The sequence below is a fragment of the Sulfuricurvum sp. genome (genome assembly GCF_023229695.1).
Classification (GTDB): domain Bacteria; phylum Campylobacterota; class Campylobacteria; order Campylobacterales; family Sulfurimonadaceae; genus Sulfuricurvum.
Genome location: NZ_JALNYS010000018.1, coordinates 1 through 24,934, shown reverse-complemented (window position 1 = coordinate 24,934; position 24,934 = coordinate 1). Strand labels below are relative to the sequence as shown.

Genomic DNA, 24,934 nt, shown 5'->3' with positions numbered 1-24,934 from the left:
AAGGCACTGAAGCTTGCCTCTTCCGAGGCAGAATTTTCACCGGAGGAGCAAGCTTTGATCGGCTACGCTGGCCGCTATGGCACTGAAGCTTGCAACATTTGATTTGAACGCCATCGGAGCAAAGCCCCGATCGGCTACGCTGGCCGCTAAGGCACTGAAGCTTGCCTCTTCCGAGGCAGAATTTTCACCGGAGGAGCAAGCTTTGATCGGCTACGTTGGCCGCTAGGGCACTGAAGCTTGCCTCTTGCGAGGCAGAGGTAGGAGAGAGACTCTATTATTTTTTCTTGGTGGCTTGAGAGAGATAAAACCAGACGCTTCCGCCCACGGCGATCAGCATGAGGGGGGCGAGATAGGGTTTGTCTGAAACCATTTTGTACCCTTCGATAATGGCTCCGCCGAAGAGATAGCTCCCCCCTCCGACAACGACTGCCCAGATGATTGCTCCGATAGCGTTGTAGCCGCTGAACTTCCAAAAATCGTATTTGGTTAAACCGACGGCAAGGGTGACCAGCGTTTTAAGACCGTAAATGAATTTTTTCATAATGATGATCCACGATCCGTGCCGTTTGATCAGCAGATGGGAAAAGGCAAGTTTCCGTTTATGTTTGCGGAAATACTCCATCATTTCGCCTTTGTGATAGCGGGCAAGATAAAAGAGGAGGGCATCTCCGACAAAATTGGCGACGGCCGCGACGGCGATCGAGGTGGTAATGTCCATTTTTCCGGCAAAACTGAGCACCCCTGCCGCCATCAGCGCCGCAAAGCCTCCCCCCAGCGAATAGACAAATAAGACGACATAGCCGTAGGTTGCGAGATTTGTTAACATTTCATCCATTTTTATTTCTAACGCAACGGGAGCAACTCTCCCGTTTACTACGCGAACGTTGAGTTCTCTTTGGCAGAGAGCCCACACGCGGTAGCCGCGCTTTTTCCTTTCTTTTAAATTAGAGTTTTCGTATTTTGGCGATTTCATCGCGCAGGCGTGCCGCCTCTTCAAATTCGAGTTTTTTGGCCGCTTCCCTCATTTTGAGGGTCAGCTCTTCGACCAGTTTTTTCCGCTCGGCCGCCGGGAGGGTTTTTGCTTTTTTGGAGCGGTTGTAGAGTTCGGCCGGATCTTCGAGTTTGAGATTCTCATCCAGTGAGCGTGTGGTGGTTGTCGGGGTAATGCCGTGTTCACGGTTGAACGCCATTTGCCGTTCACGGCGTGCATCGGTTTTGGCAATGGCTCTCTCCATTGATCCGGTGATCTTTTGGGCATACAGGATAACCCGTCCGCGAGAGTTGCGTGCAGCCCGTCCGATGGTTTGAATCAGGGAGGTTTCGGAACGTAAAAATCCCTCTTTGTCGGCATCGAGAATGGCTACCAGACTCACTTCGGGAAGGTCAAGCCCTTCACGCAGGAGGTTGATCCCGATCAGGACGTCGAAATCGCCGACCCGCAGTCCACGGATGATCTGATTGCGCTCGATCGCATCGATCTCGGAGTGCATGTACTGCACTTTGATCCCCAGATCGGCGAGGTATTTGGTGAGGGCCTCGGCCATTTTTTTGGTGAGTACCGTGACGAGAACCCGATCTCCCAGCGCCACCGTTGTTTTGATCTCGTCATGGAGATCTTCCACTTGATTGGTACTGGATTTGATCGTGATGGGGGGATCAATCAACCCGGTGGGGCGGATGATCTGCTGCGCAACGGTGGTACTGAGTTCCAGCTCTTGTGCCGAAGGGGTTGCTGATACAAATAGATAGTGGGGCGCTTTGTTGATAAACTCATCGATCATCAAAGGGCGGTTGTCGAGGGCGCTGGGGAGGCGGAACCCGTAATCGACGAGCACCTCCTTGCGGCTGCGATCACCCGCGAACATCCCCCGAAACTGCGGAAGACTGACGTGCGATTCATCGACGATGATGAGGTATTTGTCGTGATGGAGGGCAAAATAATCGAGGAGGGTATAGGGGGCCTCTCCCGGTAATTTATCGGTAAGGAGGCGGGAGTAGTTTTCGATCCCCTTGCACATCCCTGTTGCCTGAAGCATCTCCAGATCAAATTCACACCGCTGGCGAAGCCGCTGTGCTTCGACGATTTTCCCCTGACTTTCGAGTTCGGCAAGCCGTTCTCCCAGTTCGTCTTCGATCCGTTTGATCGCGCGGGAGAGTTTCTCCTGCCCTACGGCAAACTGACTGGTGGCATAGATGGTCATGGTCTCAACGCTCTCGGTGACACTGTTTTTCATCGGTTCAAAGAGGGCCAGCCGTTCCACCTCGTCGCCGAAAAACTCGATCCGCAGCGCCTGATCCTGCCAGTAGGGGGGATAGATGTCGATCACTTCGCCGTTCACCCGAAAATGGCCCCCCTCAAAAACAGAGTCGTTGCGGGCATACCCCATCTCGACGAGACGGAGGAGGAGCTTTTTTTGGCTGATTTCATCGCCCAGACTGACCACCTGTACCATTTTTTCGTATTCTTCAGGGTCACCCAAGCCGTAGTTGGCTGAGACGGAAGCGACGACAATGACGTCATCGTAGCTCAGAAGATTGGCCGTAGCCGAGAGGCGCAACCGCTCCAGCTCATCGTTGATCGAGCTGTCTTTTTCGATAAAGAGGTCCTGACGGGGGATGTAGGCTTCGGGCTGATAATAATCGTAGTAGCTGATGAAATACTCAACATGATTTTCGGGAAAGAAAGATCGGAACTCGCTGTAGAGTTGTGCCGCCAAGGTTTTATTATGGGTCATGATGATGGTGGGGAGCTGCACCGCCTCGATCACCTTCGCCATTGTATAGGTTTTACCGCTACCTGTAACTCCCTCTAAGGCGACATAGCGCTCACCGTTCTTGATACCGTTGCTGAGGGCTTCGATAGCGACGGGCTGATCACCGGCGCTCTGATACGGGGTATGGACTTTAAAAATCGGCAATGAGTAACCCTGAATTAATTTGGTTTATAGTGGTCGAATTATAGCGGAAAACCTGTTTTCTAAGGAGGATGAGTGCCTATAGGCTGCTTGGTTAAGGTGAGGTTTTGGATGTGGTTTCAAATAATGATCTTGTTAGGATTTTACTAGAAATTATATGATGTAGATTAGCACAGTGATGTGCACTTATTGCTAATTCATAAGCTCTATACATTAGTCCAGCTCGAACGGTAAAAAACTTTTTGCTATGGACACGATCTATAACATCAACTTCAAGTACAATATGAGTTATAATCATTAAAATAGAAAACGTGAGGCGTTAAGATGGTTGAAAAAAACGAAGATATTAGATGGAAACAACGATTTTCAAATTACACCAATGCCTTCGAACAACTACAAGACGCCGTTGATCTCTCACGCGCGAGAGAGCTTTCGATGCTCGAAAAACAAGGGCTTATTCAAGCATTTGAATATACCCATGAACTGGCGTGGAATGTTATGAAAGATTTTTTAGAATACCAAGGGAATCAAAACGTCAAAGGATCACGTGATGCTATCCGAGAAGCGTTTAAGGTGGCTCTCATAGACGATGGTGAAACATGGATGGAAACGATACAAACCAGAAATGTAACGTCGCATGGATATGACAAAGAAATGGCAGAAGAAGTGGTCAATACTATCATTAACGACTATATGGAGATCTTCTCAAAATTTAAAAAAGAGATGTTGCTTCTTTTGGATAGAGAGAATTAAGATGCAAGAGCTTTACGGTTTGCGAGCTGATATTATTGAAAAAATTGTTGATACAATTAAAAAAAACTTGAAAATACAAAAAATTATCCTCTTTGGTTCACGGGCGAAAGAGACGTATAAAAAGGGTTCCGACATCGATATATCCATCGTTTCGGAGGGTTTAAGCCTAAAAGAGTTAAATCAACTAAAAGTGATGTTGGATGATTTAATGCTACCCTACAAAATAGACCTGTTAGATTATGGACGTATTTCCAATAATGATTTAAAAGAGCACATTAATAGGGTGGGAAAAATTTTGGCAGGTTAAAAACGCTTGTATGCGTATCCCACTCGGGAGAGTGGGAACGAGAGATCTCGCCTTATGCCGATCATGGACAAATTGCTTCTTCGAAAACGTGCCCTGATTGAGTCAATCAATGATCAACTCAAAAATATCTCTCAGCTTGAACATGCAAGACACCGCAGCCCTATCAATGCAATGGTCAACTGGATCTCAGCCCTTGTCGCTTACTCCTATCAGGAAAAAAAACCTTCCATTGATTTCGCCAAACACCATAGAAATTTCATTGGCGCTTAAACGAGATTCACGTTATTTACTATTTCATACCAAGTACAATACTCACCATCGTATCAACATCATCCATTTCATGAGGATGCAACGAAGTGATTGCATTGGAAGTCAATCGGTTATTATCGATTGATCGAATTTGATCGATAACGATATCGGAATCATAATCCAATGCATCTCGTTTATTAATGCGATATCGAAGTGGTTGGGCATCATCGATTAGTTTGGTAGATAACGGGATTACTATTGTTGTTGTATGCCCTATGCTGTTGAGCATATTGCTTTGGTAAATCAAGACAGGTCGTATTTTACCTATCTCATCACCTTTTTTAGGATTGAGGTTGGCTAAATAGATGTCTCCGCGATTCATACCAATCCATCATTTAGAGTATCATCAAATTCTTGAACCATAGATAACGAATGATCTCGTACTTTTAAAGATGCTCGTTTCATTTGCTCTTTGAGTTGTTCTTGTTTCAATGCTTCTTGATAATAGGTTACCGAGCGGCGAATTAATTCGCTCTTTGTAATTTTGAGGGCCTTAACCATATCGTTAAGTGTTTCATAAAAGGTGTCATCTGATTTTAATGTGATCGTGTGCATGATCTCTCCAATCAATAGTATTTTATGTATTATAGCAAGTTACTTACTTTAGTATTACTAAATTACTTAAATACTTTATTTATCAAAGAACTCATAGAAAACCCAATTTTTATCAAGACAACTGCCTCTACGCTGCCCAATCAAAAAATATTAAAAAATAAACTGCGAAATTATAGCTCAATTGTTGTTTTCTAAAGAGGATGATTGCCTAGCGGCCAATCGATCTCCCTTCTAGAATTTATACAGCAAATTCATCCAGAACGTTTGCCCCATATAGGGTACGTCAGAAGTATCGGGCGGATTCAGTGGGAAATAGAGCGTTTTAAGGGTTTTTCCAAAAACATTTTTGACACCGAATTCCAAATCAAGATTTTTGGCTATGCCATTAATCTTTTGGGTGATATTCAAATAATCCTGAGCAGGGATAGAACCGTTTGTCGTGTAGATGCCCTGGACATTGCCATTGATATCGAGCAAGGCATTATTGACCCGGTTTTTGTTCCCGGTATAGTGGTACCACAACGTGGTCGGATACGACGTATCACTGTTGAACGTAGCGAATACATTTGCCAATACTTTGGCGGATAGCGCAAATTCGCTTGCATCGTAGTTGAGCGCATATCCGTCTCTAAGCAATTTAACATCTCCTCTATGAGAGTGGTACAACGAGAGATTGGCACCCAGATTCACCGTTCTATAATTTTTTGTTAATTCGACTTCAAGGCCGTTAACGGTTGTCGGACTCTCAAGATTGATCGTTTCGTAGGTGAAATCATGATAGGTAATCATGTTGTAGGTTTTTGTATTAAACACGGTTGTTTTGAGGGACGAATCGTTGGTTTTAAAAATGTAAGACAATTCAACGGTATCGGCAGTTTCCGATTCATACCTCGTATAGGGAGACAGATTGTTCGGCGAGTATTGCTCCGAGAGGCTTGGGGGTCGAAACGCTCTTGAGTATTGAGCCTTTAGAATATTGGAATCATCGTACAGATGGACAAAAGCGATTCTCGGAGATAAAGCGTTCCGCCCGTCGCTGTAGGTGTCGTAGCGTGCTCCGATCGTTAGCGTACTTTTTTCATCCAACAAGATCTCATCTTGGAGGTAGAGTGCCTTATTGATCCTTTTGGGATTATGGACCGTGATTAAATGGGTGGATACCCCCGGGTCTGCGTAGGAGCCGCCGCTCCAGCTTTGCAGGACGTTGTCTTTATCCACCGAAAGGAGACCGGCATAGATCCCCCCCAACAACCGATTGGACCCCAGTGTTGTTTCCGCCGTCGCTTCGGCATACTGGGTACTTTCAACATAATCGATCGTTCTGACCCCGTCTAGATTGTTCGGATTATTTTTTAATACGGATGCCGGAAAGAATACCACATCGGCACGATTCGTATAGCGATTGAGCCCGGCCTTTGCGCTTAGCAGTACATCGGAAATATTGTACTTCCCCTGGACACCCAGCAGGGTATGGGTATTGGATTGAACGGGTTGGGTATTATCGCGCGGCAGATAGTTTGTCGGATCCCATTGCAACCGTGCGTAGTCATTTTTGGCTTCTATTCGGTAGGCCCAGAAATCAATATTTTTATAGGATGCATCCGCCATCAAAAGATTACCGCCGCTTGCATTGGGAAGATTGCCCTGTTGTGCAAGAGATTGGCCGGTGGCCGTTAAATCCCAGCCGTCACTTTTGTCAACCGAGACAACTGTGGAAACTTTTAAATCATTTTTTTCAAAAGTGCCGTAGCCCCCTATCGCTTTGCCGAACTTGTTGCTTTCCATCCGGGATAGGGTGGTAAATACACCGCCCTCCCCTTTTTTCGTAATAATATTAATAACGCCGTAAATGGCGTTACCGCCGTAAATGGCTGAACCCGGCCCCCGGATGAGCTCAATGCGCTCAACGGCATCGGTGGGGATCGGAAAAACAATCTGTCCGGTACCCAGTTTCGGAAGTCCCCATATTTCGGAACTGATCGGTTTGTCATTGATCATCCATTTGATTTTATTGCCCTGCGATCCATAGATCGAACCCGCTCCCCGAAGCGAGAGGGTTGAGGAATCGAATCCTACAATCGTATCAAATGCGTTTTGTTCCGCAAGATTGGTGATCCCCAGCGATTTTAATTTTTCACCGCTGATGACCGTTACGGTTCCGGGTACGTAATCGGCATTTAACTTGGTCTTTGTTGCAATGGAGGTTATTTCTTCCAAAACTTTGTCGAAATCATTAGCCTCTTCGGCTAAGAGTAGCGATTGTGCGAGTAACAGCGAGAGCCATAAAACCGGTAAATGCTTCAAAATAGATCCGTTCAAAAGTTTAATCAGTGAAAAGATTGTACCAAAATTAATAGGATATTAACTAAAATTTATATAGCATTGTTTTATGTTATTGCGCATTGGATTATGATGACAAATTCACTTATCGGAAAATTTGCCTGGGTATTCTGGCTGCTTTACATCGCCGTCATTGCCCCCATATTTATTTTTATTCAGATCACCGTCTCTTCGGTACTCAACGAAAGTGAAAGGGCAAAAATAGAGCTGGTTACCCAAACGCTCACCCCCATCATCTCCACGTATCTGACGTTCGATCAGCAAGAGATGCTCAGCGATGTAATGCGTACCTTTTTTCAAAACCCTAATATTCTGAAGGTATCGCTGATCGGTGCGGACAATAACGTTATTTTTGAGCAGCACTATCCCCATTCCAAAACACAAGAGACGATTACCCTCTCTGCTCCCGTGGTCGATTCCATCACCCATCAGCACCAGGCCACCCTTGTGATCCGTTATTCAAACACCTTCGTGCACGATCTGCAAACGAAACTTTTTAGGGAACTCGTCCTTCTCTCGCTGTTTGCACTGCTGATCTTTTCTATCACCTATTGGTATTTCCGGAAACAGTTTTTTGTTCTTCGTCTTTTATCAAACTGGATGGGGAGCTATACCATCGATAAAACTTCCCAACCGTTTAAAAGCGATAATACCAATAGCGAGATCATCACCATCACCTCTTCGGCCAATAAGATGCTCGAAACCATCGATAACTACCGCTGCCAGATGGAGTAGATCAATAATGAACTTGAAAATCGTGTTGAGAGCGAAATTATCCAGCGCCGTGAAAAAGAACAGCTCCTTATCCACCAATCCCGCCTTGCGGCAATGGGTGAAATGATTGAAAGTATCGCCCATCAATGGCGTCAGCCTTTGAATATCATCGGGTTGGCAGTCGCCGAAATTGAGATGAAACGCTCCTTCGGCTTGCTCAAAGAGGAGGAGATTGAGAAAAACAGTACCATCATCAATAATAATCTTGCTTTCATGTCGAATACGATCGATGATTTCCGGAATTTTTTCAACACCGATAAAAAATCGGTCCATTTCGATCCCATCGGCCCTATCCATGAAATATTTGCCCTGATCGGCGAACAACTGCGCTATGCCAACATCACCTATCGGATCGATGAACAATGCCATAAAGAGATTTTCGGCGTTGTCAACGAATTCAAACAGGTGATTTTAAATATCGTCAATAACGCTAAAGAGGCCATTAAGAGTAAACACAATTCAACCGAAGGAAAAATCGACGTTATCCTCCGTTGCGATGCAACCCATTTTTATATCGATATAAGCGATACCGGAGGGGGGATCTCCCCTTCGATTCAGGAGCGAATTTTTGAACCCTATTTTACGACCAAACTTCATGAAAAGGGGACCGGTATCGGGCTGTATATGTCCAAGGTGATCATCGAAAAACATTTCGAAGGGCTCCTCAGTGTGAGCAATAACCGTGAAGGCGCTCTTTTCACCTTGAGCATACCTCTGGGGCGAGAATGATAAAATTTATCCTCCTTTTTTTCATACCGGTTCTCCTTTGGGGTACAACGTATGATTCGACGCTATTGCAGATAGGGGCAAAAATATTTCCCAAAATAGCCTTGATGGAAAAAGGGACAAAAGAACGTATTCAAACGACCGTAAATATCGTCATTATAACGGGGGGATCAAACAAACAGACCGCACAGCAATTGGCAGAGATGATTGAACGTCAATACCATGGAACGCTGAGCAATTATTCGCTTACCTGCTCGGTTGTCTCGATAAAAGAGGGTTTTGAGGTCAAAAATGCGCATGGTTTTATTTTGCTTATGGACCCCGATGATAGTATGCTCCCGGCCTTACTGGAATACGCGCACAAGAACAAAACGCTGACGTTTTCTTTCGATCCTCTGGTGCTGCAAAACGGGGCTGCCGTTTCACTCTATATCGGAAGAAGCGTCAAACCCTATATCAATCTCTCCACGCTTAAAGAGGTACCGTTTACGTTTGAATACGGTTTCTTGAAACTCTCTCAATCTTATTAGATGTTACGCATTTTCCGGGCGAAGCCCAGAAAATGGCGGGGACAGATGTCCCCTGCACCCCCCTAAAGCTACCCGCATCTTTCGGATGCGGGAGATTAACTCCCCTGTAAGGTCAGCTAGTACGTTGAATTTTCGAATATGGCCGTAGTATTGGCGATAAAATAGCGTCCCAAAAGTGAATTCGTACGTGTAGGGGACGGATTGACGATACAATAAAATTTATGCTAAACTTTAGAAAGAAACAGTAGATTTCTTCATTAAGAAAAACATAATTCGAAGAGTTGGTTTTTTCCGATTACGTTGAATGGCTAAGGGTATACGATAGATGATAAACGATAATACGATGGTTTTCTTTGAAATTTTCCCCTGGACCGCAAATTTTGAGACCGGTATCGCTCTGATCGATGAGCAGCATAAAAAACTTGTCGATATTTTAAATCAGTTGGCGGCACACCTCGCAAATCGTTCCGATACGATCAAACTCCATACGATCTTTGATGAATTGGCAGAGTATGCGGACTACCATTTTAAGTCCGAGGAGAAAATATGGTCTGAATATTTTCAGGAGGATGAATGGTTTACCAATCACGAACAAACGCACGGCTCGTTTAGTGCCAAGATCGTCGCCTTGCGAAGCAATGCCGATCACGCGTCATTGGATGAGGTCGTCTATGATGTCGTTACCTTTTTATCGAAGTGGCTCGCCTACCATATTCTCGATACCGATAAGCGGATGGCTCTTGCGGTCCAAAAGATCCGATCGGGATACCCGCTGAAAGAGGCCAAAGCCGATGCCAGCGAAAAAATGACCGGTTTTATGAAAGTGGTGATCGAAACGGTACTGACCATGTACGAGAGCCTGTCGATGCGGACTCTGGACCTTATGCGCGAAAAGAGCCTCCGCATCCGGGCCGAAGAGGCATTGAACCAAAGCGAAGAGCGGTGGAAATTCATCCTGGAAGGGGGATCGGATAATGTTTGGGATTGGGATATCAAATACGACACCCTCATCCAATCAAGAAATCAGCTCTCCGTATTTGAAAATCCGGATAACCCTCTTAAAAGCAGCGGGGACGACTCCGCGATTCACCCCTCGGACGCACAAGCGATGCGTGCTGATTTGCAGGCGCATCTGGAGGGAAAAACCGATTTTTACATCAACAAACATCGCGTACTGCAAAAAAACGGGAGCTGGTCATGGGTCTTGTCCCGTGGAAAAGTGATCAGCCGTGATCAAAACAATCGCCCTTTGCGTATGGTCGGGACAAATTCGGACATTACCGAACGGGAGCTGGCGGGACTGATCCACACAAACAGTTCTCAGGCTATTTTTATCTGTGATTCGGATCAGCGCATTGTCAGTATTAACCCCGCATTTACCAAGATCACCGGATACAGCGAAGAAGAGACCATCGGAAAAAAACCGAAATTGATCGCTTCTGGGATGCAGGATACGGCATTTTACGCCGCGATGTTCGACGTACTTTCCCATACAGGGCAGTGGAGCGGAAAAATACTCAACAGACGAAAAAACGGTGAACTCTTTTCAGAATTGATAACGATCCAAGCGGTAAAAGGGGCGAGTACAGAGGTCGATCACTATATCGCTATGTTTAATGACATTACGGAGGAGGAGTCGTTTAAAAAACAGCAGGAAGAACAAAAAAATATCTTATACCATCATGCCTATTATGATACCCTCACCAATCTTCCCAATCGTACCTTGTTTAATGATCGCTTATCCCAGGCGATCGAAAAAGCGAAACGCCATCAAAACAAACTGGCCCTTTTCTTTATCGATCTGGACCATTTCAAGCACATTAATGACTCTTTGGGGCATGAGATCGGGGATAAAGTGCTTCAGGAGATTGCGCATCGGCTGCACGGCAATATCCGCAAAGAGGATACTCTGGCACGTTTCGGCGGTGATGAATTTGTTTTGTTGGCGGAGGAGCTGCTCCAAAGTCAGGATGCCGCACAATTGGCCCAAAAACTTCTTCAAAGCTTTGTCGAACCCATTTGGATTGACGGGCGTAAACTCTACCTCTCAACGAGTATCGGTATCAGCCTTTTTCCGAAAGACAACAGGGAAGCGCACAAACTGATCATGTATGCGGATACCGCAATGTATCGCGCAAAATATGCGGGACGGAATAACTTTCAGTTTTATTCGGCCGAGATGACCGATGTGGCGTATGAGCGGGTTATGCTGGAAACCAGTTTGCGTCAGGCGCTGGAGAAGGATGAGTTCGTTGTTTATTATCAGCCGCAGATCAACGGCAATAGCGGTGAATTGATCGGGATGGAAGCGCTGGTCCGCTGGAACCATCCGACGAAGGGGTTGATTCCCCCCGCGAAATTTATTCCGATTGCCGAAGAGACAGGGCTGATCGTCTTGTTGGACCGATGGGTGATGAAAACGGCGATGAATCAGATACGGCAGTGGTACGCCGATGGGTTCAATCCCGGGGTATTAGCCCTAAACCTGGCGATAAAACAGCTGCAGCAAAAAGATTTTATGGAGATTTTCAAAGAGATATGCCGTGAGACGCACTTTGAGTGGGAGTGGCTTGAACTGGAAATTACCGAAAGTCAGATCATGACCAATCCCGAAGAGGCTATTGTGATGTTAAAACAGATCAGTGAGCGGGGGGTTCAGATCGCGATTGACGATTTCGGAACAGGATACTCTTCCCTCTCCTATCTCAAACGGCTTCCGATCGATAAGTTAAAAATTGACAAATCGTTTGTAGACGATCTTCCCGATGACGATGAAGATGCCGGTATTGCCAAAGCGGTGATCGCTTTGGCCAAGAGTTTGAGACTCAGTGTGATCGCCGAGGGGGTCGAAACGGCAGAGCAGAAAGATTTTTTAATTCAAAACGGGTGTGAAAATATTCAGGGTTTTTTTTACGCCAAACCGATCACTGCTGCGGAGATGGAGAGGGTATTTCTGAAAAAAACGGCGCTAATCGGGAAGATCGAAAAAGAGGAGGGGGGAGAAAAGTGAAGGTGAAAATTTCAAATGGTGATACACACTGTGAATTTATGCTAGAATTATAAAGAATACTATTACCCAAGGTTAACCACATGACACCTATAGAACGCCTTACCGCACTGACGGCGGAATTGATGACAAAGCACTCTGCCGTAACGGAAGAGTTGAAAAATATGCAGCATGAGATTGTTGCGTGCCGCAGCAATACGCAAAGCAAAGAGGAAGAGATTGAGCTTTTTACAGCGGAACTTTCGGAGAAAGATCGTGAGATTGAACGTCTCAAAGGTGAGCTTTCGGCCAAAGATAACGAGATTGAAGCGATTGTTGCGAGAATCGAAAGTTTATTAGGGTAGTCACGATAATGAAACTTTCTCTTACCCTCAATGCCAAGCGGTACGATATTGATGTCGAAGAGGGGTTTGCAAAATTTTTGAGCGTACAGATGGGGGAGGATTTTAATGTATCCGGGAATAATGATCTAAAACTTCTTCTTCAAGCCTATGTTCGTAAAAATCTTGCTTTATATGAACAGGAAAAACAGATTTCGGCATTGCTCGAAAGACTCCAGAACGTTTAAATCCCCTTCACAATTTCTCCACGATCTTTTTTTATACTTCTCTTATCCAAAAAGAGAACCTCTTTTCCTTCCGGGAAGGTTCCAAATCAACGGATAAGGAGAAAACAATGAAAAAGTTTATGGCAATATTCGTAGCGGTAGCTCTGAGTCTATCCATGGTGCATGCGGATTCCAAAAGCGGACAAAAAGTCTATCTCAAAACGCTTAAAGCAAAATTTGGGATGAACGGTACCAAGTTTGCCGCAGAACACACCGTTGCGGAATGGGGAGAGCTGTTCGACAACAACGCACAGGGGTTTATTAAAGAGTACGGTGAGCGTTTTCCGGCAGCCTCTGCGGTTCTAAACAATCCGGATATGCAAAACAAACTTCAAGATATCGGCGATTTTGCCAAAGAGTACGGCAGTGATTCGGGAAATGTCCCCTCTTGCGGATAAAGAGGATCGTTTAATCACAACGGAAGCATTTTGATTGCATACTAAAGAAAAAAAGTGGATCATCTTGCTTCAGGAAGTACAGATGATCCTTTTTCTAAAGAATGGATGAAGTAGAGAGCCGATTGGAATGTATCCTGTGATAAAGAGAAAAGAAAGTTCGCTGATGAAAGATGCAATTACCCTTTCCATCCGTTTGAAAATTACCCTTTTACTGGCTTTTTTGGGAATTTTGTTTATCTTCATCCTCTATTTTTCGGTCAAAAAAGTCATTACCACCGATATCTCCCGGATTGAACGGCAAAAAGCGGAGATGATCGCCAAGACGATCGAACCGACGCTGACGATGAACCATTTTTTACAGCTGGACGGAGAAAACAGAGATTTTGCGCAAAACGTGCTGCACAATAAAGATGTGATCGGATTGGCCGTCACTTTTGAGGGCAAACCGATTTTCAGCCATATCCCCTCCGTCGAGGAGGGGGAAGTGTTTCGGGTAGAGTATCCGATACATGATGTCATGCTGAGCAAAGAGATCGGAAAAATCGAACTTCATTATACAAAAAAGCACTACAACAAGATGGTTGAAACCTTGTATCAACGGTTTACCGTCGTCGTTGTCATGATCATTATCATCGTCTTTATCATCTCTTTCACGATTCGCTATCTCTTCAGACCGCTTGAACAGATTACGGAAGCGATCAGGAAGTATCATATCGGAGATTCGATCGATTTTTCGGCAATCAAACGTGAAAAAGAGACGGATGGCGTGATGAATATCATTGCAAAGCTGGTGGAACGGGTGAATCGGCATAATCAGGTGATGGAGGAGAAACAAGAGGAGCTTCGCGAAGCCAGAGAAATTGCCGATGCGGCCAACGCATCCAAATCGATGTTTCTGGCAAATATGTCTCATGAAATACGGACCCCTATGAACGGGATACTGGGATTTTCGAAACTGCTTGAAGAGAGCGGTCTGAATGCAAAACAGCAGCGCTACGCCGATATCATCAATGCCAGTGCAAACGCATTGTTGGGGATTATCAACGATATTCTCGATTTTTCAAAACTCGAAAGCGGAAAATTTGAACTCGATTACTCCCGATGGAATCCGTTTATCGAATTTGAAAAAATGACGGCCCTCTTTACGGCTCGGATGGATGAGAAAAATATTACGTTTGAACGCCTTATTGATCCGGATGTTCCCGAAGGGATCGTGGCCGATATGTTGCGGTTGCAGCAGGTCATTACCAATCTGCTGGGAAATGCGATCAAATTTACCCCCGAATACGGAAAAATCACCTTTTACGTCAAACGATTACGTGTGGAGAACGGGTTGAGCGTTTTGCGAATCGGGGTGAAAGACAGCGGCATCGGTATTGAAAAAAGGAAACAGGGCCATATCTTCGAAGCTTTTTCTCAGGCAGACAGCTCAACGACGCGTAAATTCGGAGGGACAGGGCTTGGCCTCTCGATCAGTTCCCATCTGGTCTCATTGATGGGGGGAAAAATCGAGCTGAAAAGCGATCTCGGGGAGGGGAGCGACTTTTATTTCGATCTATCGGTGGAACCGTATGAGAGCGAACACACCCTGAGTGCATTGTTCAAAGAGCTCAGGATTGTTATCTACAACGAGGAAGAGGGGAATCGTATCGCTCAAACGAGGATTCAGCACTATTTGGAGCGTCTGCATATCTTGTTTCAGACGAAAAATCTTTCGGAGATTTCGGAAAGTTTCGACAGAGGCGATATCCATATCCTCTTTTGCAATGCAAAGCGGCAGATGATTGATGCGCTTCTTGCGGCGGAGGTAAGTTTGATCGTTATTTGCAAAGAGGACTTCGGATGGTCGATGCACACTCCGTATCTGTTATGGATCAGCGATATCGACCATAATCTTTCCGGACTGTACAACGTTTTGTTAAAATCGGCGATGAACAAACTGCATCTGCAGCCCGAAAGCGGTTCGGGTGTTGTACCGATGGAGGTGGGCGGAAAAATTCTCGTTGCCGAGGATAACGAAGTCAATCAGATACTGATCGAGGAGATTCTCTCCCAATGGGGATTGGGATACGTTATCGTCTCGAATGGGAAGGAAGCGCTTGAGCGACTTGAGAAAGAGCAATTCGATCTTATTTTGATGGATGTCAATATGCCGGTTATGGGGGGGGTAGAAGCGCTTCAAAAGATCAAAGAATCGGGAAGTACGACCCCGATTATCGCTCTGACGGCCAATGCGATGGAGGGGGACCGCGAACGGTTTTTAGAAGAGGGGTTTGACAGCTACATGACAAAACCGATTGTGCTGGATCAATTTAAGTCTTTGCTTTACCGATATCTCGAACCTGCGGTTCCAAAAGATTCCCGAAAGCTCACCCTCTGCGAGTCGGCCGGAACCGATGGTATCGTGGATCTAAAGAGAATAGCTCAGGAACTCCATTTGCCGGAGAAAGTGATTCTTCGACTGTTGAACGTTTATCTCGGCTCGTGTGATCCTTACCTGCTCAAGCTCACAGAAGCGGTTGAGCAAGGAGAGATGCGGCAAATCGAGATGAATGCGCACAGTATTAAAGGGGCGGCATCCAATCTCTTCTTTACTCCGGTTGTTGATCTGGCCAAACAGATGGAAGAGGGGAGCCGCAGGGGAGAATCGATCGATTATCTCTCCCTCCTGACCCGGCTGACGTCCGTGAATGAGGAGGTTAAAACGCAAATCCGGGAGATTTTAAACCGCTAAAGGGGTCAGTTATTCAATCACTTTCACGATTCTGTAAAAGACCGGGGTGAAATTGATCGTGTATTCATGCAGTGCCGATTTGTTCAGGTAGATATAGGTTTTTTCTTTCATCAGGAGGCTGATGAGAATATTATTTTCAATGTCTTTGTAGTTGTAGCCAAAGCAGATACGGTGGTTTTTGGCAGCACGGGCAATGACGCTTCTTTTTTTCGGATCTGCGGCATCGAGGAGGATGTAGGCCGTTGCGTCATCCGAAGCAGAGAAATTGTCGATATGGACCAGTTCCGTTTCAAAATTGTACCCCCCGATTTTCCCTTTGTACTGTCCGTCCACCAGCTGTTTCAACTCTTTGGCCTGTAGACGTTCTGATCCGTCATAGATCACTTTCAGCGAGATCGAACCGTTGAGCGTTTTTTTGGAAACATCTTGATCCAGCAGGATGATTTTGGGAAAAATGGAGGCCTGTGCTCTCATTAGGAGCGGATCGTAATCGGCAGAAAAAAGGGAGACCGAATAGAAAAGGAGGAAGAGACGGCGCATCTTAAAACCTTTTGGTGAGACGGAGCAGATAGCTACGCCCCTCCTGAACAAAATCCCTGGGATAGGTATTTTGATGGGATGGGAGATAGTAGACGGTATCTCCGATGTTTTTAAGGTTCAACGTCAGGGTAAGGTCATCTGCAAGGGTATAGACGGCAGAAAGATCGATCGTGGTATATTCGTTTAGTTTGGTGCGGCTGTCCCCGGCGATACGATTCTTTTCACCGACATATTTCACAACCGAGGAGAGGGCCAAATTTTCATTCACGGTATAAATACCGTAGGCTTTTGCCATATTCTGTGCCGAATTGGCAAGGGAATCGGAGGTGTTTCTTCCATCTACGTACGAGTAGTTCAGATAGAGTTTACAAGGATCGCTTAAATGGGTCGTATACTCCGCTTCCACGCCGTAGAGTTCGTTGTCTCCGTTATTGCTGTAGGTGCTCGTAGCGTTTTGGGCATGAATCTGATCTTTGTTTTTGAGGTAAAACGCGTTGAATTTAAGGTCGTTGCGGATATCGAATTTGTGAATGTAGGCAGCTTCGAATGCATCCACCGATTCGGGTCTGACGTTAAGCATCGCCTGAAACCGGTGGACACCGGTCAGATACTGTTCGCGCCATGAGGGTTCACGGTAGGAGCGGGTGTACATCAGCTTGTAAATATTGTCGTCGTTATAACGGTGAACGAGTGCGAAACGGGGGCTGAACTGATCTTTGACATCGTTGGAGTGATCAAATTTGATCCCCAGCTGTATCGATGTTTTCTCACTTAGATTGATCAGGTCATCTAGGTAATAGGAGGCATGATCACGTCCGTTGTTGGAGAGAAGATCGGTCCGGGTAAAGGTTTGCATCGTATCCATCGATGTTTTCGCCCTCTTCGTATCGATATGGCTTTGAAAAAGGGTGACGCCGGTCGTGATCGTATGATTTTCAATGGAGGAGAATTTCAGTTCAAACCGTTCATTAAAGGTATGTTCTTTGTAATCAACCAGAAAATAGAGCCCTTTGGGGACGGTGACCATCATTCCCCCCATCATCATGGATGAGCCATCCGGCATCACTTTGTTTTGCAATTCGCGGGTTTCGTCAAAATATCCTGCCGCAACTTCCCCTTTGACCCCTTTTGCGAGGTCAAAACCGTAACTGAGCTCCATCGAGTTGTTGGCGACATTCAGATAATCGGTGGGGTCGTTGCTGAGGGCGAACGATTGCCCGTAGCTGACACCGCTCTCATTTTTGGCGAAACGCCCTTTGAAACTCAACTCCTTATAGCGTCCGTTCAGCCCCAAACCGTAATTGCGCAGCCAAAGGGGGGCATCGCCGCTGCTGCCGTACATATCGGGGCCGGCAGGGAGCTTTTTATCGTGACGCTGGTAGAAAAGGTCGCTGCTAAGATCGATTCCGTTTTCGGAATAGGCCGCCGTGAAGCCCCCCATCCCGTATTTGTCCGAACCTTGGGCCGCAAAGAGGGTATTTTTCTTTTCGGTACCGTTTTTGTTGTTGGCTTTGGTGATGACGCAGATCGAGCCGGCATAAGCGTTGACATGGTTTTCCAGCGAACCCGGCCCCCGAACGACTTCAATCCTCTCGACGATATCCAAAGGGATGTCCAGATACTGGTTGTAGGCGCCGAAGAGCTGATCGTTGACCACGACACCGTCGATCATCAGTTTCGACTGCCCCATGGCATAGGGATTCGAACCGCGAAAAATAGGGTTTTTGACCCCTGCCATTCCGAGTGAGAGGTCGACCCCCGGGATCAGCGTTATGGCGTCTCGAAGGGTTAATAACCCCAGCTTTTGAAATTCGTCCGACGTCATGACCGAGATGACGTAGGGCATGTAATCGACGTTTTGCCGGGTATCGGTAGCGATTTGTGAATATTTCTCCATCTCGGTTTCCAGCGAGTCGACAAAAGAGGAGGGGTCCTCCTCTCGGGCGTGAAGAGACGCGAGGGCCAGCGAGAGGAAAAGAGAAACGTATTTCAGTACCACAATGAACTCCATTCCGTAACGGTTCTATAAACCGTATTATAGTTTACGGGGATTAAAAGCGGTGTAAATCGATCACGAAAAATATTAGTGGTTTTTCAAAGACCATCCTATGCAGATGTGTGTCCCTTTTTTCTCTTCCGATTCAACGGTAATGGAGAAACCATAGCTTTTGGCGATCATTGCGACGATGTGAAGACCGATTCCAAACCCTCCGACACTTTTATCGGCACGCGTGTAGCGTTCGAATACCCTCTCGATCATGGATGCGGGGATGCCGATACCGGTGTCTTCGATGGACAACCGTTGCGGTTCAAGGGTTACGGTAATGCTCCCTTGTAGCGTATTGTATTTGATCGCATTGGAGAGGAGATTGTCGATCAGGCGGGTCGCTTTGGTCCGGTCGATGAACAAACGGACGTCCGGCGTAATGTGCAGCAGAAGGGTGATCTTTTTTTGTTCGATCCGGTGTCGGAAATACTCCAACCTCTCTTCCAGCAGATCGGAAAGGCTAAGCTCTTCGTCATGGTAGGAGAGGTCATGGTTGAGGATCAGGTAGGTGAGATCGTCGTAAAGCGTCGAGATGGTACGCGAAGCGATTTCGATCCGTTTGAGCTTTTTCTGAACCCCCGGGGAGAGTTCACGGGGGTCGATCGATTCGAGATTGGTCAGAATCGCGCTCACCGGAGTATTGAGCTCATGGGTCGTATCTTTGATGAAATCGTCGAGGAGGGCAATCGCTTCATTGACGGGACGCAAAATGAGGCGTGAGAGCAAAAATCCGACCCCCGAGAGGAGCAATACGAGAAGCGCTCCGAAGAGGAGGGAAGTTTTTAGGGTCTGCATACGCCAGAGGCCGTCGTCTTTGGTCTCAAAAATAAGGTAAAACTCCCCCATCCCGTAAGGGGAAAGGGGGATGATCAGGTAGATATGCCCCTCCAGAAGATAGAGGTTTTCTCTGAAATCGAGTCGGGTGGTGTGGAGACGGGAGACAAGGCTTTTTTGGTCGTATCCGTAGAGGGCGGTCGTATAGGCAAGATCGCGGGGGAAGGCGGAGAGGTTCCGGTCATGGAGGAGCCATTCACGCAGTTTCGGGACGTACGATTCGCTTTGGAGCTGCATCGCAAGACGGTGCGACGAGAGCATCTCCCCTTTCATCGATTGATAATAGAGGGTGCCGACGAGCACCAGAAGCAGAGCGCTCATCACCCCGTACAGGGCGAGAAAGCTCCTGAGAGTCCGGTATTTAGCGAAATTGATACCCGAGGCGTTTGTGGCTGACAATGGTATCCTTTCCGAGGATTTTGCGCAGGGTTTTGATATAGGTTCGCAAACTGCCGTCGCTGGGGGTCTCTTCGTAATCCCATAAACGGTCCATAATCGTTTCATGGGTAAGGAGCTCTCCTCGGTGCTGCAAGAAGAGTTTTAGGAGTTTGTGCTCTTTGATCTGCATCGGGACCTCTTTGCCTTCGACTTTGAGGAGCTGATTGTCGGTATCGTAGGTGATTGCGTTCCCCAGATCGATCGCCTGAGAGGCAGGGTGGTAAAAATTGCGTTTCAAGATGGTCTGGATCCGCAGCAGCAGCTCTTTAAGGGCGTAGGGTTTGCGGATGTAATCGTCCCCTCCGCTCTCGAACCCCTCTTCGACGTCATCCATGCCGTTGCGTGAGGTGATAAAGATGGCCGGGGTGACATTCCCCTCGCCGCGCGACGCTTTGAGCAACGAGAATCCATCCCCCCCGGGGACGTTGACGTCCAGCAACAAAAGATCAAATTTCTCTTCGTACAGCAAATCTTCGGCCGAAGAGGCATCATAAACACAGATAACCTCAAACCCCTGCTCTTCGAGGTATTCGCTGACACTTTCGCTGAGGTTCGGATCGTCTTCCAAAAAGAGGAGTTTTGCTTTTTTCATACCGCTATTGTAACATTTAAAAGGAATAACCCAAACGAAAAGCCGTTTCATGGTCGCTGGCACTGTCGCTGAGACCGTATTTATAATCTCCCAGAATAAACCATTGGGGAGTGATCGCAATGAACAGACCGAGCGAGAGGGTCTGGATCGGATTCACTTGCGTATAGATGCTCTGAGAATGGGCGTAGGAGAGATTGATCGAGTTGTTTTCGGGGGTCGTATATCCAAGACCGCCGTAAAAAGCGTGGGTGTTTTGGAAGAGGGCAACCTTGGGGATGTCGGCATCGTTGACGAGGGTGTAGCTGTATCCCCCGAAGAGATTGATCTGCGGTTGAAGGGTGTATTGCATCGCGATACTTCCGCGATAATCGATCGCTTCATTGCCGTATCCGGTAGAATAAGTGGGTAAAACGGCTCCGACTCCGGTTTGCACGATGACACTTTCTGCGGCTTTGACGGTGTAAAAGAGGCTAAGCTGCGTATCGTTCCATCCGGTATCGCTGTAGGTGCTCTCTTCGGACCTGAAATAAGAGGTGAGGAGCTGTGCCGAAAGATTTCCATGGTAGAGATCGGCCTGAAACGTTGTGGTGGAGGTTGCGGTATTTTTCAGGGTAGCGGTATTCATCGTTGAAAAATTGACTCCGACGATAATGTCGTAATCGGTTTGGGTGTAGAGGGTTTGCGTCGTACATCCGTTTGCATCGACAAGATCACTAAATGGGGTATCAAGACATCGGTCCGCGCTATCATCCACCCCGTCGAAATCACGGTCATTCGCACCGTATACACTGAACATGCCGAGCAGCAAAAGGATTAGTGAGAATTTCATCCTTTCACTCCTTAGGGACGGTTGGAAAAATCGGGGCGGCCGTTGCCGTTCATTTGACGTTGAGCCGATGAGTTAGGATTCAGGGTGTGCATCGGGCTGTTCAAGAGATGATTGGATCCATTGTGTCCCCCCCCTTTGCCCCTCTGGGCCGAAAGTTTTTGCAACGCTTCGTTTCTCTCCTCTTCCTTCATTGCGGCCAGTTTGGTTTTGAGCTGATTCATCCGCTCTACCCGTTCATTTGCCGGTCCGTTCATAATCTGTTCAATTTGTGTGTCTATGGAAATGTCCGCTTGTCCATTACTCACGAAGAGTATAGCGGTAAAAATAAGGGGTAATAATTTCATGTACCAACCTTTTTAAATTAGGTATATCATCATACCTTAGAACTATTAGCGAAGCGTTAGCGCCTGTAGATTGAGGGTAAATTGGCTTCCTTGATTGATGATACTTTGAACATAAATGGGTATTTTGAGCTCATCGCACAGTTTTTTGACGATATGCAAACCGATCCCCAATCCTCGATCATGCTCTTTGTAAAAACGGTTAAAAATTTTATCCGGATGTTCAATTCCTTTGCCATTATCATCGATATGGAGGGTTTGCGCCGAAGAATCGATTCGAATCCATACCGTACCGTTTTCGCGGTTGTATTTGGAAGCATTGCTTAAAAGGTTATCGATGATTCGGATAATGGCATCACGGTTGGTGTAAATCAAAAGAGAGGTCTCATCCTGAATAAAAGCGATATCGGGGTAGAGTTTGCCCATCGCCGCGATACGCTCTTCGAGCAGGGGGTAGAGATCGATAGCCTCTTTTTGGAGAGGGTGCTCTTCGAGGTAGCTGCGTAAATTGTTCCCCAGTGAAACCATCGTCTCAATACTTCGCTCAATCCGCCGGATTTTTTTGGTTTCACCCTCAGAGACGTTCAACAGACGCACGTTCAGCCGCAGGATGGCAAGGGGGGTATTAAAATCGTGGAGAATATCCCGGCTGAACTCTTCGGTCAGGCGCAGGGCTTTTCGCAAAGGGTGGAGCGTATACAACGAAAAGAGGGCGGAGATGATCCCTAAAACGAGGAGCGTTATCCCAAAAGCCTGTAGAAGGGGAGGGCGTTCCTGATTCAGCCGTCCATCGAAACGCTCCTGCGAGAGATGGATTTTAAGGGCATATTTTCCGCTGGGGATGGCGAAAAGGGCATAATATCCCGTTGGGTCTTGGGTGAGCGTATAGAGCGTTGCCGTGTGCAGGGGTGCAAAATCAAAAGTGAATTGTTGACACTTGAGATCAAAACTGCACACCTTCATCTCATTAAAAACCGCCTCTTCGAGAGCATGCCGTTTTTCGGTGTATTCCACCCAAAAAACCAAAGCACCCAGCAAGGAGAGGGAGAGGAAAAAAACGAAAAAACTTTTCAGAAAAGATTCGGTTTCAGCGTGTTTCAAGACGATATCCTACACCGCGTATGTTCCGGATATCCCAGTCGGTCGTGTGTTTAAGCTTGTTGATCGCGACACGCAGCGCACTGTCGCTGGGGTGTTCCATGAGATCAAACAGCCTCTCTTTCGGAAGCGTGATGCCGATATTGCGGATAAAAAGGTGTAATAGCGGAAGCTGAACCTCTCCCACTGAAAGAGGGTGGCCATTTTTGGTCACCTCGTTGTTTTGAGGATTAAACGAAATCTCTCCATGCAAGATGAAGTTGTGAAATCGGATCAATTTTGCATCGATTCGGACGAGTAACTCTTCGGGGAAAAACGGTTTTTTAAGATAATCCTCTGCCCCTAACCGAAATCCTCGGGTAACCGATCCGATATCGCTCAGGGCGCTGATGAAAATGACACGGGTCGAGTCTCCGGCTTCACGGAGTTCTTCGAGTAATTGAAACCCATTGATTTTTGGGACGTTAATATCCAAAAGATACAGATCGTAGGTGTTGTAAAAAGTGGCTTCGGCCGCCTCTTCGCCGTCTTTGACCCAATGAACGTCGTAATGGGCCTCACCGAGCATCTCCGCAACCGTTTCACCGAGGAGGGGGTCATCTTCGAGTAATAAAATCTTCATAAATGCCCCCTTGTTTTTACTGGCAGAACTCTTGCCATTTTCCACGAACTCTACCATTATAATCAACCCTTTTAGAGTTGTTTGTTAAATGCCGCGAGATGATTTTCGGACCCTTTGCGTAAATTTTCATAAACGGCACGGATATCGGATGGCAGATCACTCGGAAGCAATCGTTGATCCAAATCGGCAATATCGGTTTGCTCAATGAGTACGCCTACCTTGTACGCTTCGGTTAGAGAGAGGTTCCCTGTTGTGACCAGCGTCGTGTACAGCGCCTGTAGATCTTGATTCACGAAAACACCGGGTTGGGCAGGTTCTTTATATCCCGTGGTACTTACACCGTATTTATCGATCATCGATTTGAGACTCTCCATATGGACCTGTTCTCCGTTGTTCGCAATATTGGTGAAAACTTTAGCCCCCCATTTGGCATACATGACGAGATAGACATCCCGTGCCAACCGTTCCTCTTCCCACATAAAGAGTAAATCAGCCTGAAGCTGCGGAGACAATGAGGATGCGATTGTCGTGTTCAGTTCCGCAATTTGCGTCGCCACATCCGTGGTATTCACATCACACAGATACGAAATATTGCCATCGATGGCATTGGACTGAATCCTTGCGATTTGAGAACGGATCTGTTTGGCGGCCAAAAGACGGATGAGACGCGGATGGACGGCAGGAGCCAAAGTAGTTAAATCGGTTTCCGTATTGGCCAAAGAGTGGGCGATAATTTTAGCCGCATTATGCGCTTTGGTATGATTTGCCGCGATATAATCGACCGACGCATTGATATCAATTCCCAACTCTTTTTGAAGATTTGCCATGGCTTGTTCTACGGTGAGGGTCGTGTTCCACTCCATCTCCTGAGCCACCAGCGTACTTAAGGGGGAGATAAAACGACCCTGTCCCGCTACCGCTTTAAAATGCCATTTTTTCCCGATGGAGGTGTTGGTATCCAAATCGGTCGTATTTTCATCCGCTTCAACCACTATCGGAAGGATGGTTGCATCTTTATCGGGGAGGATAAAGGTATACCGCCCTGTCGCGTCGGTCAAAACAAACGGTTCGTCCGCATCGCACAGATCGTTACGGTTTTTGTCCAGACACACTTTGGCTCCGACCAAATACCCATCGGCAACGGTTCCGCTTAGCGTCGTTGTCGTCGCGGCCGTTGTGCCGGCGGTTACGCTATCGCCGCCCCCTCCGCATCCGAGGAACACCATTCCTGCGGACAGGGTCAGTGACAGCGTCATGATCTCTTTTAAAAATTTCATCTTGTTTCTCCTTATTTGGCTCATCGTATTGTGGCATAGAAGTGTTAGTGAAGTGTTAGCATTTACTAAAGCTACCCGCATCTTTCGGATGCGGGAGAGATAAGCGATTTAATGTTATGCACTTTCCGAGCAAAGCCCGGAAAGTGGCGGGGACAATTTGTCCCCTGCACCCCCCTGAAGCTACCCGCATCTTTCGGATGCGGGAGATTACTAACCTTTTCGCACGTGTTTAGACAAGGTACAGGTCAGTTAATCATTACTAACTGATGTTACGCACTCGATTCGTTTTCCGTCATCCTCGGGCTTGACCCGGGGATCCATCCCCATAAGAGAGAGCGGGATTCCCGATCGAGTCGGGAAT

Annotated in this window: 25 protein-coding genes and 1 pseudogene; 12 read left to right on the top strand and 14 right to left on the bottom strand. The window is 46.7% G+C overall.

Going from position 1 to position 24,934, the window contains the following annotated elements:
• The first annotated feature begins 76 nt into the window (after positions 1-76).
• Positions 77-226, top strand: a complete 150-nt coding sequence (locus tag M0P91_RS12440; RefSeq protein ID WP_295067931.1) for a hypothetical protein — start codon at positions 77-79, stop codon at positions 224-226.
• Between the two features lie 48 nt (positions 227-274).
• Here the strand turns inward: M0P91_RS12440 and M0P91_RS12435 are convergent, their stop codons facing one another.
• Positions 275-835 carry a DedA family protein gene (locus M0P91_RS12435; RefSeq protein ID WP_295067928.1) on the bottom strand — a complete coding sequence of 187 codons (561 nt, stop codon included), beginning with the start codon at positions 833-835 and terminating at the stop codon, positions 275-277.
• Positions 836-944: 109 nt separating this feature from the next.
• On the bottom strand, positions 945-2,918 hold the full coding sequence (gene uvrB, locus M0P91_RS12430; protein WP_295067925.1) for an excinuclease ABC subunit UvrB: 1,974 nt from the start codon (positions 2,916-2,918) through the stop codon (positions 945-947).
• A 321-nt stretch (positions 2,919-3,239) separates the two neighbouring features.
• Here uvrB and M0P91_RS12425 point away from each other — a divergent pair, with 321 nt between their 5' ends.
• The 3 genes and pseudogenes from M0P91_RS12425 to M0P91_RS12415 all read left to right on the top strand — a co-directional run.
• The gene (locus M0P91_RS12425) at positions 3,240-3,668 is read left to right on the top strand and encodes a nucleotidyltransferase substrate binding protein (protein ID WP_295067922.1); all 429 of its coding nucleotides are present in this window, start codon (positions 3,240-3,242) and stop codon (positions 3,666-3,668) included.
• Position 3,669: 1 nt separating this feature from the next.
• Complete coding sequence (locus tag M0P91_RS12420; protein WP_295067920.1) at positions 3,670-3,975, top strand: nucleotidyltransferase domain-containing protein; 306 nt, start codon at positions 3,670-3,672, stop codon at positions 3,973-3,975.
• Between the two features lie 36 nt (positions 3,976-4,011).
• Positions 4,012-4,245, top strand: a pseudogene (locus M0P91_RS12415) (transposase); the annotation flags it as partial.
• Between the two features lie 19 nt (positions 4,246-4,264).
• Here M0P91_RS12415 and M0P91_RS12410 read toward each other — a convergent pair.
• The 3 genes from M0P91_RS12410 to M0P91_RS12400 form a co-directional block, all read right to left on the bottom strand.
• A complete protein-coding gene (locus M0P91_RS12410) occupies positions 4,265-4,606 on the bottom strand; it encodes a type II toxin-antitoxin system PemK/MazF family toxin (RefSeq protein WP_295067917.1) in 342 nt (113 codons plus the stop codon).
• A complete protein-coding gene (locus M0P91_RS12405) occupies positions 4,603-4,839 on the bottom strand; it encodes a DNA-binding protein (RefSeq protein WP_295067914.1) in 237 nt (78 codons plus the stop codon). The genes M0P91_RS12410 and M0P91_RS12405 overlap by 4 nt, the downstream gene beginning before the upstream one ends.
• A 231-nt stretch (positions 4,840-5,070) precedes the next feature.
• A complete protein-coding gene (locus tag M0P91_RS12400; protein WP_295067911.1) occupies positions 5,071-7,143 on the bottom strand; it encodes a TonB-dependent siderophore receptor in 2,073 nt (690 codons plus the stop codon).
• Between the two features lie 108 nt (positions 7,144-7,251).
• Between M0P91_RS12400 and M0P91_RS12395 the strand changes: the two genes are divergently transcribed.
• The 8 genes from M0P91_RS12395 (at position 7,252) to M0P91_RS12360 (ending at position 15,955) form a co-directional block, all read left to right on the top strand.
• On the top strand, positions 7,252-7,914 hold the full coding sequence (locus M0P91_RS12395; protein WP_295067909.1) for a hypothetical protein: 663 nt from the start codon (positions 7,252-7,254) through the stop codon (positions 7,912-7,914).
• Positions 7,915-8,007: 93 nt separating this feature from the next.
• Complete coding sequence (locus M0P91_RS12390) at positions 8,008-8,682, top strand: HAMP domain-containing sensor histidine kinase (protein ID WP_295067906.1); 675 nt, start codon at positions 8,008-8,010, stop codon at positions 8,680-8,682.
• Complete coding sequence (locus M0P91_RS12385) at positions 8,679-9,209, top strand: hypothetical protein (RefSeq protein ID WP_295067903.1); 531 nt, start codon at positions 8,679-8,681, stop codon at positions 9,207-9,209. The genes M0P91_RS12390 and M0P91_RS12385 overlap by 4 nt, the downstream gene beginning before the upstream one ends.
• A gap of 325 nt (positions 9,210-9,534) precedes the next feature.
• Complete coding sequence (locus tag M0P91_RS12380) at positions 9,535-12,219, top strand: bacteriohemerythrin (RefSeq protein ID WP_295067900.1); 2,685 nt, start codon at positions 9,535-9,537, stop codon at positions 12,217-12,219.
• Positions 12,220-12,299: 80 nt separating this feature from the next.
• Positions 12,300-12,560, top strand: a complete 261-nt coding sequence (locus M0P91_RS12375; protein WP_295067897.1) for a hypothetical protein — start codon at positions 12,300-12,302, stop codon at positions 12,558-12,560.
• 8 nt (positions 12,561-12,568) lie between these two features.
• Positions 12,569-12,784, top strand: coding sequence for a hypothetical protein (locus M0P91_RS12370; protein WP_295067894.1), 216 nt, complete (start codon positions 12,569-12,571; stop codon positions 12,782-12,784).
• Between the two features lie 107 nt (positions 12,785-12,891).
• The gene (locus M0P91_RS12365) at positions 12,892-13,221 is read left to right on the top strand and encodes a hypothetical protein (RefSeq protein WP_295067891.1); all 330 of its coding nucleotides are present in this window, start codon (positions 12,892-12,894) and stop codon (positions 13,219-13,221) included.
• Between the two features lie 163 nt (positions 13,222-13,384).
• Positions 13,385-15,955, top strand: coding sequence for a hybrid sensor histidine kinase/response regulator (locus tag M0P91_RS12360; protein WP_295067889.1), 2,571 nt, complete (start codon positions 13,385-13,387; stop codon positions 15,953-15,955).
• 9 nt (positions 15,956-15,964) lie between these two features.
• Here M0P91_RS12360 and M0P91_RS12355 read toward each other — a convergent pair whose 3' ends face one another.
• The 9 genes from M0P91_RS12355 to M0P91_RS12315 form a co-directional block, all read right to left on the bottom strand.
• Positions 15,965-16,495 carry a hypothetical protein gene (locus tag M0P91_RS12355; protein ID WP_295067886.1) on the bottom strand — a complete coding sequence of 177 codons (531 nt, stop codon included), beginning with the start codon at positions 16,493-16,495 and terminating at the stop codon, positions 15,965-15,967.
• Between the two features lies 1 nt (position 16,496).
• Positions 16,497-18,494: a TonB-dependent siderophore receptor gene (locus M0P91_RS12350; protein WP_295067884.1), complete on the bottom strand. Its 1,998-nt coding sequence runs from the start codon at positions 18,492-18,494 to the stop codon at positions 16,497-16,499.
• Positions 18,495-18,578: 84 nt separating this feature from the next.
• On the bottom strand, positions 18,579-19,775 hold the full coding sequence (locus M0P91_RS12345; protein WP_295067882.1) for a HAMP domain-containing sensor histidine kinase: 1,197 nt from the start codon (positions 19,773-19,775) through the stop codon (positions 18,579-18,581).
• Entirely contained in the window at positions 19,738-20,406 is a 669-nt protein-coding gene (locus M0P91_RS12340; RefSeq protein ID WP_295067880.1) for a response regulator transcription factor, read from the bottom strand. The genes M0P91_RS12345 and M0P91_RS12340 overlap by 38 nt, the downstream gene beginning before the upstream one ends.
• A gap of 16 nt (positions 20,407-20,422) precedes the next feature.
• Positions 20,423-21,235 carry a DUF3187 domain-containing protein gene (locus tag M0P91_RS12335; protein WP_295067878.1) on the bottom strand — a complete coding sequence of 271 codons (813 nt, stop codon included), beginning with the start codon at positions 21,233-21,235 and terminating at the stop codon, positions 20,423-20,425.
• Between the two features lie 11 nt (positions 21,236-21,246).
• Positions 21,247-21,579, bottom strand: coding sequence for a hypothetical protein (locus M0P91_RS12330; protein WP_295067875.1), 333 nt, complete (start codon positions 21,577-21,579; stop codon positions 21,247-21,249).
• A gap of 45 nt (positions 21,580-21,624) precedes the next feature.
• Positions 21,625-22,677, bottom strand: coding sequence for a HAMP domain-containing sensor histidine kinase (locus tag M0P91_RS12325; RefSeq protein WP_295067874.1), 1,053 nt, complete (start codon positions 22,675-22,677; stop codon positions 21,625-21,627).
• Positions 22,664-23,296: a response regulator transcription factor gene (locus M0P91_RS12320; protein WP_295067871.1), complete on the bottom strand. Its 633-nt coding sequence runs from the start codon at positions 23,294-23,296 to the stop codon at positions 22,664-22,666. The genes M0P91_RS12325 and M0P91_RS12320 overlap by 14 nt, the downstream gene beginning before the upstream one ends.
• A gap of 71 nt (positions 23,297-23,367) precedes the next feature.
• A complete protein-coding gene (locus tag M0P91_RS12315; protein ID WP_295067868.1) occupies positions 23,368-24,573 on the bottom strand; it encodes a DUF2202 domain-containing protein in 1,206 nt (401 codons plus the stop codon).
• Positions 24,574-24,934 lie beyond the last annotated feature (361 nt).

Bases quoted from the DNA above. Each gene is read 5' to 3' on its own strand.
- M0P91_RS12440 (WP_295067931.1), top strand. From the start codon at position 77: ATGGCACTGAAGCTTGCAACATTTGATTTGAACGCCATCGGAGCAAAG.
- M0P91_RS12435 (WP_295067928.1), bottom strand. From the start codon at position 835: ATGGATGAAATGTTAACAAATCTCGCAACCTACGGCTATGTCGTCTTA.
- M0P91_RS12425 (WP_295067922.1), top strand. From the start codon at position 3,240: ATGGTTGAAAAAAACGAAGATATTAGATGGAAACAACGATTTTCAAAT.
- M0P91_RS12420 (WP_295067920.1), top strand. From the start codon at position 3,670: ATGCAAGAGCTTTACGGTTTGCGAGCTGATATTATTGAAAAAATTGTT.
- M0P91_RS12410 (WP_295067917.1), bottom strand. From the start codon at position 4,606: ATGAATCGCGGAGACATCTATTTAGCCAACCTCAATCCTAAAAAAGGT.
- M0P91_RS12405 (WP_295067914.1), bottom strand. From the start codon at position 4,839: ATGCACACGATCACATTAAAATCAGATGACACCTTTTATGAAACACTT.
- M0P91_RS12395 (WP_295067909.1), top strand. From the start codon at position 7,252: ATGACAAATTCACTTATCGGAAAATTTGCCTGGGTATTCTGGCTGCTT.
- M0P91_RS12390 (WP_295067906.1), top strand. From the start codon at position 8,008: ATGGGTGAAATGATTGAAAGTATCGCCCATCAATGGCGTCAGCCTTTG.
- M0P91_RS12385 (WP_295067903.1), top strand. From the start codon at position 8,679: ATGATAAAATTTATCCTCCTTTTTTTCATACCGGTTCTCCTTTGGGGT.
- M0P91_RS12380 (WP_295067900.1), top strand. From the start codon at position 9,535: ATGATAAACGATAATACGATGGTTTTCTTTGAAATTTTCCCCTGGACC.
- M0P91_RS12375 (WP_295067897.1), top strand. From the start codon at position 12,300: ATGACACCTATAGAACGCCTTACCGCACTGACGGCGGAATTGATGACA.
- M0P91_RS12370 (WP_295067894.1), top strand. From the start codon at position 12,569: ATGAAACTTTCTCTTACCCTCAATGCCAAGCGGTACGATATTGATGTC.
- M0P91_RS12365 (WP_295067891.1), top strand. From the start codon at position 12,892: ATGAAAAAGTTTATGGCAATATTCGTAGCGGTAGCTCTGAGTCTATCC.
- M0P91_RS12360 (WP_295067889.1), top strand. From the start codon at position 13,385: ATGAAAGATGCAATTACCCTTTCCATCCGTTTGAAAATTACCCTTTTA.
- M0P91_RS12355 (WP_295067886.1), bottom strand. From the start codon at position 16,495: ATGCGCCGTCTCTTCCTCCTTTTCTATTCGGTCTCCCTTTTTTCTGCC.
- M0P91_RS12340 (WP_295067880.1), bottom strand. From the start codon at position 20,406: ATGAAAAAAGCAAAACTCCTCTTTTTGGAAGACGATCCGAACCTCAGC.
- M0P91_RS12335 (WP_295067878.1), bottom strand. From the start codon at position 21,235: ATGAAATTCTCACTAATCCTTTTGCTGCTCGGCATGTTCAGTGTATAC.
- M0P91_RS12330 (WP_295067875.1), bottom strand. From the start codon at position 21,579: ATGAAATTATTACCCCTTATTTTTACCGCTATACTCTTCGTGAGTAAT.
- M0P91_RS12320 (WP_295067871.1), bottom strand. From the start codon at position 23,296: ATGAAGATTTTATTACTCGAAGATGACCCCCTCCTCGGTGAAACGGTT.
- M0P91_RS12315 (WP_295067868.1), bottom strand. From the start codon at position 24,573: ATGAAATTTTTAAAAGAGATCATGACGCTGTCACTGACCCTGTCCGCA.